This window comes from Rhodococcus globerulus (assembly GCF_019334125.1).
Lineage (GTDB): Bacteria > Actinomycetota > Actinomycetes > Mycobacteriales > Mycobacteriaceae > Rhodococcus_F > Rhodococcus_F globerula.
The window spans coordinates 63,835-75,729 of record NZ_CP079698.1 but is presented as its reverse complement, the minus strand read 5'-3'; the positions used below and the strand labels follow the sequence as shown (position 1 = coordinate 75,729).

12 protein-coding genes and 1 pseudogene are annotated in these 11,895 nt (G+C 60.3%); 2 read left to right on the top strand and 11 right to left on the bottom strand.

Annotated features, from left to right (window positions below; translation table 11 throughout):
* Window positions 1–21: 21 nt before the first annotated feature.
* The 6 genes from KYT97_RS00345 to rpsB all read right to left on the bottom strand — a co-directional run bounded on the left by KYT97_RS00345 (window position 22) and on the right by rpsB (window position 5,044).
* Window positions 22–726, bottom strand: coding sequence for a class I SAM-dependent methyltransferase (locus KYT97_RS00345; RefSeq protein ID WP_165826301.1), 705 nt, complete (start codon window positions 724–726; stop codon window positions 22–24).
* A gap of 11 nt (window positions 727–737) precedes the next feature.
* Entirely contained in the window at window positions 738–1,634 is an 897-nt protein-coding gene (locus KYT97_RS00340) for a phosphatidate cytidylyltransferase (RefSeq protein ID WP_033236519.1), read from the bottom strand.
* Between the two features lie 49 nt (window positions 1,635–1,683).
* Window positions 1,684–2,241: a ribosome recycling factor gene (gene frr, locus KYT97_RS00335; protein WP_033236520.1), complete on the bottom strand. Its 558-nt coding sequence runs from the start codon at window positions 2,239–2,241 to the stop codon at window positions 1,684–1,686.
* 70 nt (window positions 2,242–2,311) lie between these two features.
* Window positions 2,312–3,040, bottom strand: coding sequence for a UMP kinase (gene pyrH, locus KYT97_RS00330; protein ID WP_033236521.1), 729 nt, complete (start codon window positions 3,038–3,040; stop codon window positions 2,312–2,314).
* A 197-nt stretch (window positions 3,041–3,237) separates the two neighbouring features.
* Window positions 3,238–4,065 carry a translation elongation factor Ts gene (tsf, locus tag KYT97_RS00325; protein ID WP_033236522.1) on the bottom strand — a complete coding sequence of 276 codons (828 nt, stop codon included), beginning with the start codon at window positions 4,063–4,065 and terminating at the stop codon, window positions 3,238–3,240.
* Window positions 4,066–4,180: 115 nt separating this feature from the next.
* On the bottom strand, window positions 4,181–5,044 hold the full coding sequence (rpsB, locus tag KYT97_RS00320) for a 30S ribosomal protein S2 (protein ID WP_033236523.1): 864 nt from the start codon (window positions 5,042–5,044) through the stop codon (window positions 4,181–4,183).
* A gap of 305 nt (window positions 5,045–5,349) precedes the next feature.
* Here rpsB and KYT97_RS00315 point away from each other — a divergent pair, with 305 nt between their 5' ends.
* Window positions 5,350–5,859: a M23 family metallopeptidase gene (locus KYT97_RS00315; RefSeq protein WP_116103181.1), complete on the top strand. Its 510-nt coding sequence runs from the start codon at window positions 5,350–5,352 to the stop codon at window positions 5,857–5,859.
* Between the two features lie 28 nt (window positions 5,860–5,887).
* Here KYT97_RS00315 and KYT97_RS00310 read toward each other — a convergent pair whose 3' ends face one another.
* Window positions 5,888–6,853: a MinD/ParA family ATP-binding protein gene (locus KYT97_RS00310; RefSeq protein WP_371851314.1), complete on the bottom strand. Its 966-nt coding sequence runs from the start codon at window positions 6,851–6,853 to the stop codon at window positions 5,888–5,890.
* A gap of 278 nt (window positions 6,854–7,131) precedes the next feature.
* Window positions 7,132–8,064: a tyrosine recombinase XerC gene (locus KYT97_RS00305; protein ID WP_095885986.1), complete on the bottom strand. Its 933-nt coding sequence runs from the start codon at window positions 8,062–8,064 to the stop codon at window positions 7,132–7,134.
* Window positions 8,065–8,142: 78 nt separating this feature from the next.
* Here KYT97_RS00305 and KYT97_RS00300 point away from each other — a divergent pair, with 78 nt between their 5' ends.
* On the top strand, window positions 8,143–9,315 hold the full coding sequence (locus tag KYT97_RS00300) for a multidrug effflux MFS transporter (protein WP_116103136.1): 1,173 nt from the start codon (window positions 8,143–8,145) through the stop codon (window positions 9,313–9,315).
* On the opposite strand, the gene KYT97_RS00295 is transcribed toward KYT97_RS00300, so the two are convergent.
* From KYT97_RS00295 to KYT97_RS00285, 3 genes and pseudogenes are all read right to left on the bottom strand, one after another.
* Window positions 9,312–10,082, bottom strand: coding sequence for a siderophore-interacting protein (locus tag KYT97_RS00295; protein ID WP_219111553.1), 771 nt, complete (start codon window positions 10,080–10,082; stop codon window positions 9,312–9,314). The genes KYT97_RS00300 and KYT97_RS00295 overlap by 4 nt on opposite strands.
* Before the next feature lie 304 nt (window positions 10,083–10,386).
* Window positions 10,387–10,746, bottom strand: coding sequence for a histone-like nucleoid-structuring protein Lsr2 (locus KYT97_RS00290; RefSeq protein ID WP_033236528.1), 360 nt, complete (start codon window positions 10,744–10,746; stop codon window positions 10,387–10,389).
* 479 nt (window positions 10,747–11,225) lie between these two features.
* Window positions 11,226–11,876: pseudogene (locus tag KYT97_RS00285) on the bottom strand (DNA-processing protein DprA); the annotation flags it as partial.
* Between the last annotated feature and the right edge of the window lie 19 nt (window positions 11,877–11,895).

Below are 11,895 nucleotides of genomic sequence, written 5' to 3'. Positions count from 1 at the left end.
CGTGCGACTTTCTGAAGAGATTCACAGCAATTCCAACGATCGCGGCTTGAATCGGACGTGCACGCGATAGCGCACCGGGAACGACAAACCCGACACCGACGAGAACGCGCGCGCTGCAGTTTTCTCGGTGAATTCGATCCCGAGAACCTTGCGCATATCGTCCCGATTCCGAAATTCCCATCGGGTGTCAGCCCGGCTCAGTGAAAATCCCTGAGCCTCGAAGAATGCTTCCACTGCGGCCGGGTCGTACTTGGGCAGATCGGCCCGCATCCAGTCGCCGTACGGCGACGCACCGACATCGAGATCGACAATCACCAATGCGCCCCCGGGCCTGAGGATTCGCATCGCCTCGGCGATGCCCCGGCCACAGCCCTTCCCGAAGAAGTACGCCGTGCGCGCATGAACGACATCGACGGACGAATCCGCCAGACCGGTCGACTCGGCAGACCCGGCAACGACGTCGATCTTCGCGTCGTCGCGAGTTCGATCCTGGGCCAATCGCACCAAAGGCGTGTGCGGCTCGACCCCGACCACCCGGCGCGCAGTGCGCGCGAACTCTGGCAGATGAAAACCGGCCCCACAGCCGACGTCCACGACGTCACGATCCGCCCAGTCCACAGCCGCACGCATCGCCGTCCAGATTGCGCCGTCGACGTCCTGCGCACGATTCTCCACCTCGTACACGTCGGGCCAATGCCAGATGTTCGGACTGGGAATCGGTGTCACGCTGCGTTCGATCACACGAGTGCGTACAGGATCAACCAGGTCACGAATGCGGACGGTAACAGCGAGTCCAGACGATCCATGATGCCGCCGTGACCGGGCAGGAGCGTGCCCATGTCCTTGATTCCGAGTTCGCGTTTGACCTGCGACTCGATGAGGTCACCGACCGTGGCGACGATGACCAGAACAACGCCGAGCAGGACACCGATCATCGAATTGGCGTCGAGAATCAGCGTCACCGACAGCAGGCTGCCGATTACGCAGAAGATCATCGACCCCGCGAAACCCTCCCAGGATTTCTTCGGGCTGACCGCCGGGACCATGGGGTGCTTCCCGAACAGAACGCCTGCGGCGTAGCCACCGACGTCGGAACACACGACGCCGATCATGAGGACGAACACGCGACCGGGTCCGTCGTCTTCGAGAACCATCAGAGCGCCGAACGACGCCAAGAGCGGGATCCACGCCAACACGAACACCGTGATCGACGTGTCCCGCAGGAAATTCTTCGGAGTGGCTTTGAGTCCGTGATCGAAAAGGCGCCACACCATGCACACCAGAACCGTGGCGGTAAAAGCGCCGATCACGCCAACCGGGCCCCATGGCCAGCCGAGCCAGATCGTTGCCTGACCGCCGACAAGCAACGGGATCCGTGGAACTTCGATGTCCGCTTCCCGAAGCCGTGTCGCAACTTCCCACGTCGCGATGAACATCGCAATCGCCACGACGGCAATCCAGCCCGGCGGCAGGAAGATCAGTGTCCCGATGACCAATGCGCCGAGACCAACTCCGACGCCGATGGCGGCGGGAAGATTCCTGCCCGCCTTCGACTTCGGCGGCTGCGCGCCAACAGCGCCCCCCGTCGGCCCGTCCGTGACGGGACCGCCGGCGGTTCCCTCTTGTGCGTGCACCCAAACTCCCTGATCTGCTACCGACCGACAAACACGAAAGCGAGGAGGTCTAGACCTCCATCAACTCCGATTCCTTGTGCTTGACCAGTTCCTCGACAGTGTGCACGTACTTGGCCGTGGTCTTGTCGAGTTCCTTCTCTGCGCGGCCGACTTCGTCCTCGCCTGCATCGCCGTCCTTCTGGATCCGGCTGAGCTCGTCCATCGCCTTGCGACGAATGTTGCGGAGCGTGACCTTGGAATCCTCACCCTTCGACTTGGCCTGCTTCACGAGCTCGCGACGACGCTCTTCCGTGAGCTGCGGAACCGAAATGCGAATGATGCTGCCGTCGTTGGACGGGTTGACGCCGAGGTCCGAGTTGCGGATGGCCGTCTCGATGGCGTTCAGCTGTGAAGACTCGTACGGCTTCACGATCACCATGCGCGCCTCGGGAACGTTGATGCTCGCGAGCTGCGTGATCGGAGTGATCGAACCGTAGTAGTCGATCACGATACGAGAGAACATGCCCGGGTTAGCGCGGCCGGTGCGTACCGAGCCGAGATCGTCCTTGGCTACCGCGACAGCCTTTTCCATCTTTTCTTCGGCTTCGAAGAGCGCTTCATCAATCACGGCTGTTCCTCCATGTCGTTCTGATTCATGTCGTTCACTGTCGAATTTTCGAGCGGATCGTGGGAGTCGCTCACGACTTGACCAGTGTTCCGATCTTCTCACCGGACACCGCACGTGCGATATTGCCCTCGGTAAGAAGGTTGAACACCATGATCGGCATCGAGTTGTCCATGCACAGGCTGAACGCAGTGGCGTCGGCAACCTTGAGTTCCCGCTCGATGACCTCGCGGTGCGTGATCTGGTCGTACATCGTTGCCGTCGGATCGAGACGCGGGTCCGCGGTGAAAACGCCGTCGACGCCCTTTGCCATCAGAACAACCTCGGCACCGATTTCCAGAGCGCGCTGCGCGGCGGTGGTGTCGGTGGAGAAATACGGCATTCCCATACCCGCACCGAAGATGACAACGCGGCCCTTCTCGAGGTGCCTGCGTGCGCGCAGGGGCAGGTACGGCTCGGCAACCTGTCCCATCGTGATCGCGGTCTGCACTCGGGTGTCGACGCCTTCCTTCTCCAGGAAATCCTGCAGAGCCAGGCAGTTCATGACCGTGCCGAGCATGCCCATGTAATCGGAACGCGCGCGGTCGAGTCCGCGCTGCTGCAGTTCGGCGCCGCGGAAGAAGTTACCGCCGCCGATGACCACAGCTACCTGCACGCCTGATCGAACGACCTCCGCGATTTGTTCAGCCACCTTCGTGACCACGTCGGGGTCGAGTCCGACCTTGCCGCCTCCGAACATTTCGCCGCCGAGTTTGAGCAGGACCCGCTTGAATCCTGGACGTTCGTTGGCTGGTTCGGACATTGTTCTCCTCAGTTCGATACAAGACCCGTAGGCCATAAGTCCTTATTCGATCGCCGACTTGATCCGGCGACACAACAATCTTCCGGGACTGCTCCCGAAGGCACTCTTATCCTGCCTCATCGGAGGCCCCAGGTACACGTAGACCCCGCCGGATGAGCATTGCTCTTCTGGCGGGGTCCATGTGCACGGGCTCCGGATTAAGCGGAGGCGCCGACCTCGAAACGCACGAAGCGCTTGATGGTCACGCCGTTCTCGTCGAGGATCGCCTTGACGGTCTTCTTGGAATCCGTAACCGAAGACTGCTCGGTCAGTACGACGTCCTTGAAGAAACCGTTGACGCGGCCTTCGATGATCTTCGGCAGAGCCTGCTCGGGCTTGCCCTCTGCGCGGGCGGTCTCTTCGGCGATGTGACGCTCGGAAGCGACGATCTCCTCGGGAACCTCGTCACGCGTGACGTACTTGGCCTTGAGTGCTGCGACCTGCATTGCAGCGCCGCGAGCGGCCTCAGCAGCAGCGTCGCCTTCACCGGTGTACTCGACGAGAACGCCGACAGCGGGCGGCAAGTCGGAGCTGCGCTTGTGCAGGTACACGGCAACGGGGCCGTCGAATGTTGCGACGCGGCTCAGTTCGAGCTTCTCGCCGATCTTCGCGGACTGCTCGGCGATGACGGTCTCGATGGTCTTGCCGTCGAGCTCGAGTGCCTTGAGGGCAGCGAGGTCAGCAGGCTTACCTGCAGCGGCGACGGTCACGATCTCGTCGGCCAGCTTGATGAACTCTTCGTTCTTGGCAACGAAGTCGGTCTCGCAGTTGATCTCGATCATGACGCCGTCCTTGGCGACAACGAGACCCTCAGCCGTGGTGCGCTCTGCGCGCTTTCCGACATCCTTTGCACCCTTGATGCGCAACTGCTCGACAGCCTTGTCGAAATCGCCATCGGATTCTACGAGTGCGTTCTTGCACGCCATCATTCCGGAGCCGGTGAGCTCACGGAGCCGCTTGACGTCAGCGGCGGTGTAGTTCGCCATGGTTAGCGAGCCTCCTCATATGTCTGTTTCGGACCAGGGACTAAATATGAAGCACGGGCCTAACGGTGAAACGGCCCTGACCACAGGAACTCTGGTCAGGGCCGGTTTCGACGAATCAGGCCTCGGTGGCCGGTGCCTCTGCGGCGGGGGCCTCAGCCTCTGCAGCGGGGGCTTCAGCAGCCGGAGCTGCTTCTGCGGCCGGAGCTGCCTGTGAAAGCAGTTCCTGCTCCCACTCTGCGAGGGGCTCGCCAGCGCCGGTCTCGGGCTTCGCGTCCTTGTCGGCGCTCAGTCCGGCACGCGCCTGCAGGCCTTCGGCCACAGCGGAAGCGACAACCTTGGTGAGCAGCGCTGCGGAGCGAATCGCGTCGTCGTTGCCCGGGATCGGGTAGTCGACGAGGTCAGGATCGCAGTTGGTGTCCAGGATCGCGATGACCGGGATGTTCAGCTTGCGAGCCTCGGCAACTGCCAGGTGCTCCTTGTTGGTGTCGACAACCCACACAGCGGAAGGAACCTTGGCCATGTCGCGGATACCACCGAGGGTGCGATCCAGCTTGGTCATCTCACGCGTGAGCATGAGGATTTCCTTCTTGGTGCGACCTTCGAATCCACCGGTCTGCTCCATTGCCTCGAGCTCCTTGAGGCGGATGAGACGCTTGTGGACGGTGGTGAAGTTGGTGAGCATGCCGCCGAGCCAGCGCTGGTTGACGTAAGGCATCCCGACGCGGGTTGCCTCAGAAGCGATGGATTCCTGCGCCTGCTTCTTGGTGCCGACGAAGAGGACGGTGCCGCCGTGGGCAACGGTCTCCTTGACGAACTCGTACGCCTTGTCGATGTACGTCAGCGTCTGCTGGAGGTCGATGATGTAGATGCCGTTGCGGTCGGTCAAGATGAAACGCTTCATCTTCGGGTTCCAACGACGGGTCTGGTGCCCGAAGTGGGTACCGCTGTCAAGCATCTGTCGCATAGTTACAACAGGCATTGTTGTTCTCTCTTTCACATTCGGTTGCTGCGCGGTGCCGGTGGCACTGCGCCCTGGCGCCCACACGGCCGTCGGACCCGTATCCGGAAATACAGGACCAGCCGAAGGCCGAAAAAACGTGCGCGGGCGCGCGAAGTCGGACTGTGCGAACACAGACCGCTCGACAAGTGTACGTCCTTGCCTCGCAATGCCATAACCAGCACTACAACACCAGCGCCGAATCAAACCTGTGGATGGAATCCGAACCTGTGGAAAACCATCCTGATCTGCACCTTCACGGCGAATGCGCAGTGCAGGCTGAAGTGATGCCCCTAGTGAATTCCATCCGCCGGACAATCCTGGTGCTGTGCGGAGTTACTGCCGTGACGATCGGCGCCGGGCCGACTCTCGCCGACGCCGCAGACCGATTCGATTGGCCACTCATGCCAAGGCCGCGAGTGGAAAGGACCTTCGACAACCCCGAAAAGAACTGGTTGCCCGGACATCGCGGGGTCGACCTGGCCGGTTCGACCGGACAGGCCGTAGTTGCCGCCGGACCCGGGGTTGTCGTGTTCGCCGGACAGGTTGCCGGCAAACCAGTGGTGTCCATCGACCACATCGGCGGATTGCGCACCACATACGAACCTGTCACCGCAGTGGTATCGGCGGGCGACCGCGTGGGCCTCGGGACGGCGATCGGCACTCTCGAGCCCGGGCACGAAGGCTGCGCTGTTGCCGCCTGTCTCCATTGGGGGCTACGACGCGATCGCACCTACCTGGATCCGCTCGGCCTTATCCATGACCGGCCGCTGCGACTCAAACCGCTGGGACGCTGACTCAAACCGCTGGGACGCTAGGGAACGCTCAGCGCCACTCAGCAACAGCGTGACGGCCCGCCGCATCGGCAAAATCATCCGCCACCATCGCGGCCAGCTCCATGAAGGCCCGCTTGGTTGCCGGACGGAGCAGTTCCAGGTCCATGACCGACCCCTCGGCGAGATGCTCGTCGAATGGCACAACCGTCACCGCTCGGCACCGTCGCATGAAGTAGTCAGTGAGCGCGTCCATGTCGATGACGCTCGAACCCGGCCGCGCGGCGCTGATGACAACTACGGTTCGTTCCACCAAATGCCCGTATCCGTGTAGTTGCAGCCAGTCCAGAGTGGCGGCAGCACTTCGTGCACCGTCAACTGCGGGCGAGCTGACCAGGACCAGCGAGTTGGCCAGATCGAGCACCCCGGACATGGCCGAATGCATGATGCCGGTGCCGCAATCGGTGAGGATGATGTTGTAGTACACCTGCAGGATGTCGATGACCTGGCGATAGTCGTCCTCACTGAACGCCTCGGAGATCGCCGGATCCTGTTCACTCGCGAGAACTTCGAGCCGACTGGGCGCCTGGGAGGTGTGGGCGCGCACGTCCGAGTAGCTCTTGATATCCGGTCGCGATGCAATCAGATCGCGCACAGTTGAACGGGTTTGGAGCGGCACGCGCTGTCCCAGCGTTCCGAAATCCGGGTTGGCGTCGACGGCAACAACACAATCTCCGCGAAGAGAAGCAAAGGTCGATCCAAGACCCACGGTGACTGTCGTCTTTCCGACGCCGCCCTTGAGAGAAAGGAGTGCAATCCGGTAGTCGTTCCGTATCGGTTGTTCAATTCGCTCGACCAACGCGCGTTGACGCTGGTCCGAGGTGGACTCCCCCAGGTTGACGTATCCGCCGGTCGCGCGGTGAACACCACGTCGCCACCCGCCGCGAGGCGTTCGCCGGGACCGCTTCAGTAATGCTTCAGCTACCAAATCTTGATTGGTAACTTGCTGTTGGCTCATCTGGTTCGAAACCGGGGGCGGGGCCGACCAGGAGTCCTGCGGCCACACTCGCGCTTCGGACGGCGCGGCAGGCGCAGCTACAACCGGAGCAACTTCGGCAATCCACGCCGGTTCCCCGGTCTGTGGCAGGTGTTCGACATCTGTGCGATTCACAATTCCCCCGGATATTGCGTAGCAACGAGCGGTGCAGCGCGATTGTGCCAACCGTGCCGATGGTCCGCCCTTCCGAGTCTCGACGCTACCAAATGGCTCGGAGGAACTCTCGTTCGACGAGCTTTTCAGGCTCGCGGATGCGCCTGATCGTGGACTGCACGCAGACGCTCCACCGAGACGTGGGTGTACAACTGAGTAGTCGCCAGACTCGCGTGTCCCAGCAACTCTTGTACGACACGTAGGTCAGCTCCACCTTCCAGCAAATGTGTCGCTGCCGAATGCCGCAAACCGTGCGGCGATAGATCAGGCGCCCCCGGAACAGCTGAGACGGTTTCGTGCACCACCGACCGCGCCTGGCGTTGATCGAGCCGCCCGCCGCGCTTTCCCAGCAGCAGCGCACTACCCGATTTTTCCGATGCCAACAGTGGCCTGCCAACCCCGAGCCATTGTTCGATGGCCGATTCGGCCGGCACGCCGTAGGGCACCGAACGCTCTTTGTTTCCCTTGCCGAGCACTCGCAACAATCGACGGTTCGCATCTACCGATTCGATGTCGAGGCCGCACAGTTCTCCGACTCGAATTCCTGTGGAGTACAACAATTCCACGATGAGCCGGTCACGTAGAGCTATCGGATCATGTTGTTGCGCTCCACTTTCCGCTGCTTCCATCGCCTCGATCGCCTGATTCTGACGTAAGACGACTGGCAACGTTCGTCTAGCCGGTGGCGCAGCGAGTCGCACCCCGGGATCAACCTCGATGCGCGCGGTCCGCGCAAGCCACGCGGTGAATCCGCGCGCCGACGACGCGCGGCGTGCCACCGTTGTCCGCGCGGTCCCGGCAGCGGACTGCTGTGCCAACCAGGAACGAAGCACCCGAAGGTCCAGAGCATCCAGATCGGTTCCAGTCGACTGCGCAGCAAGGTGTTCCAACAGCGAGCGTGCATCGCCGACGTACGCACGGATAGTGTGCTCCGACCGTCCACGCCCCAGCCTCAGGTGCTCCGCATACGCGTCGAGGTGGATCGACAGCGCTCGCGGTAATTCGTCACTCATCTTCATAAGGTTGCCTGCCTCGCGTGAAACTTCAAGCACCCTCGCCGATAGGGTTGGCCGGTGAACCGAGCAATTCCCTTGAAAATGCTATGCATCCTTGCCCTGATTTCAGCAATAGCGCCACTGTCGACCGACATGTATCTGCCAGGACTTCCCATCATGGCCGAATCACTCGATACATCCGCCGCCAGTGTCCAATTGACGCTGACAACATTCATGGCCGGACTGGGAATCGGCCAGCTGATCATCGGACCGATCTCCGACGGAATAGGGCGTCGACGCCTTCTGCTCGGCGCCGCGGCGATCACCACGCTGGCAAGCGCGGCATGCGCTCTAGCACCCAACATCGAATTCCTGATCGGTGCACGTCTGATCCAGGGCCTCAGTGGCGGGGCTGCGATCGTGCTCGCACGCGCGTGCATCGCCGATCGCGCCCGTGGCAACGGAGCGGCAAAACTGTTCAGCATCATGATGATCATCGGCGGCGTCGCTCCAGTCGTTGCCCCACTGCTCGGTGGAGTACTGCTCGGTCCGGTTGGTTGGCGAGGCATCTTCTGGGTGCTGACAGCCGCAGGCGCAGTCATGGTTGCCGGCGTGCTCACACTCGTTCCGGAAACATTGCCGCCAGAGCGTCGACACGGCGGCGGGTTGAAGGCGCTCGTCGCCAACCTAGGCTATGTCACCGGAAACCGTCGTTATCTCGGCTACGCGCTGGCCTTCATATTCGGGTTCGGCGCCCTGTTCTCCTACATCGCCGCTTCACCGTTTGTCGTGCAGAACGTCCTGGGCTTGACCCCTTCACAGTTTTCGATGGTATTTGCGGTGAACGCAGTGGGAATGGTTGTGGCGGCGACAATCACAGCGAGGTTGCTCGGCCGCCTGAGCGCACGCAACCTCTTGAACTTCGGAGTTGCTCTGCTGACAATCTCAGGAGCTGTATTATTTTGTACTGCAGCGCTTTTCAGCTCAACCAGCCCGGCCGCGTTACTCATTCCGCTGTTCGTTTCGGTATCCAGCATCGGATTTATCATGGGCAACGCGACAGCGCTCGCACAAGGCGAGGTCACTGCTGCAGCCGGAACCGGCTCCGCATTGATGGGCGCGGGTCAGTTCGGATTGGCTGCAGCAGTGTCACCACTAGTCGGTATCGCGGGCCCGGATACCGCCGTACCGATGGCCATCGCAATACCGACATTCGGGTTACTCGCAGCCCTCTCGTTGGCGCTGTTCGCCCGCAAGGCCGATGCCGCGAACTAACGTTCAGCCGCTGCCAGTTCCGACTTCCACACCCGGAATCCCTCTTCCGTGCGCCCACGCCGCCAGTAGCCCGAGATCGACGCGGAACCTGCCGGCACTCCACGTTCCTTCCGGACGTAGGCGCGCAGATTATGCATGACAGCCTGCGCTTCGCCGTGAATGAATACCTGCGGATTCCCCGGCAACCATTCGAGGTTTCTCACTGCTGTGACAATCGGCGAATTGTCGCCTGCGGATTCAGCTGAAACAGCGTCCGAGGACGCACCTCGATGGACCCACTTCACAGAAACACCATTCGGTGCATTGATAGCAATCTCGTCGTCGGCACTACCAACTTCGACGACTACATACCCGATCGCGTCGCCCGAAAGTCTCTCGACGGAAGCTGATATTGCCGGAATGGCGGTTTCATCGCCTGCATAGAGGTGCCAATCGGCTGATTCTGCCGGCGCGAAGGCACCGCCGGGCCCACGGATTGTTATCTTCGCGCCCACTTCCACTGATGCGGCCCACGGTCCAGCGATCCCGATGTCCCCGTGAACAACAAAATCAATCGCGATCTCGCGAGCACTACTGTCGTAACTTCGGATGGTATAGGTCCGAAGAGCCTGACCTTCCGGTGTCTCGAATTCGATTTTCACATACGAATCACTGAACTCACTAGGTGCGAAGTTGTCGAATCCCGGACCTCCCAGGAACACGCGGACCATGTGTGGAGTCAGTTTCTGAGTTCGCAAAACTGTCAGGGTTGTCGTCGGCTTGGCCACAGCCACATCCTTCCAAAGTTAGTGTTACCTAAGTAGAGTACAGGATGGCGAGCGTGGCGGCCGAAAGCTGATTCCAAGACAACCCACGCCAGTGAGCGTCGCTCAGCGATACATACCGATTCCGATGACCTAATTAATCGACTGAAAACCGACCAACCCGAATGAAGAATCATTGCCAAAGAAAGGACAATTCCTCACTTCAGCGATCAACTCGCTCATTCGGAGGCACTGCCAGCAAAGAAAGAGTAAAAACAACTCTGGCACTCCACGGAATCCGTGAAGTGCCAGCGAAGGTCAATGTGCTCTAGTGAGCAGCATCGAATGCGTCGATAATCTCTGCCTTGATACGACCGCGCGGTGCGACCTCGTAACCGTTCTTTGCTGCCCAGTCACGAATAGCCTGCAAGGTCTCCTTGGAACGCCCAGAACCCGATGTAGCCTGCGTAGATGGGAGCTGCGCCTTCTTGCCGCGACGTGCAGATACCTTGGCTGCAGCATCAACGAACGGCTTGACTGCTGCGTCGAACTTCTCCGCATTGGTTGCCCGGAGGTCGATCACATAATCGGTTCCCTGGTACGAGAACTCAATTCGATCACCGAAACCATCGTCGATCGGCTTACCGTCAAGGTCGTCAATGAGTTGCCGAATCAGCTTCTCAGCCATTGCACTCCTCTTTCAATGATCGATTTGCTTTCGCTTCACAATACACAGAATTCCATAGCAATAACAAAGATGCCCACAGAACCAAAAAACAAACCGAACAGACTCGGCGGTTTGCATTAACGATAAGTTAGCGACATCGAGTTACCTCGATCCAGCGCTACAGCATTGGCGCGCAATCTATTTCGACCACCGGGCGCGACATGGAAACCCGCACCTTTCTGGACGATACTGACTAATCGGCAAATCAGCACATCAACCTGAGACATTCCTGAGACACGCGAGCGGCATTCGTAACCTACCGCACAGTCCGGCCTGACATGCCGCCCCTCTCATTCGGTGCAGCGCCCCACCGCACCGCTCTGACGTGCCGATAAACAGTCTTTCGAAGAACCAACCGACACGCTACACAACATTGTGCCAACGATCTGGCAAATGACCGATCACACCATCACGCCAAAAATAGACCCACTGCACAACGCCTATTTCGTACGAAACCACCCGCTTCCGTCAGAGTCGATAAAACCCTCCAACTCGAGCAGTGGAAGTGTTGCACGAACCTGGGAAATCAGCAGCCCAGATGCCTCGGACAACTCATTTGTGCTTCGTGAACCGCTTCCTGGTAATGCCTCGTACACGAGTCGAGAATTACCGGTCAACGAGTCGATGTCGCGAACCGCAGCAGCGTCCTGCTCTGAATTCAGAACACCGAACGGTCCGGAAACTTCTACGACGTCGACCGCGTTCGCAACAAGATATGCCTCTCCCTCACGAATCATTCTGTGACAGCCGGCAGACGACGATGATGTCACCGGTCCGGGCACTGCCATTACCGGGCGACCTAATTTTCGCGCCCAATTAGCGGTGTTCCTCGCACCACTTCGCCATCCCGCTTCAACCACGACCACCCCGTCGGACAACGCAGCGACCAGTCGATTCCGGGCAAGGAATCTGAACTTGGCCGGAGTAGTCCCCGGCGGGTATTCGCTCACCACCGCTCCGGAACTCACAATCTGGCGCAGTAATCGAGCATGACCGGACGGGTAGGCGCGGTCCACTCCGCACGCCAACACAGCAACCGTGGTGCCACCTACTCCCATTGCTGCTCGATGCGCTGCGCCGTCAATACCAAAAGTTCTCTACCTAGTCTGT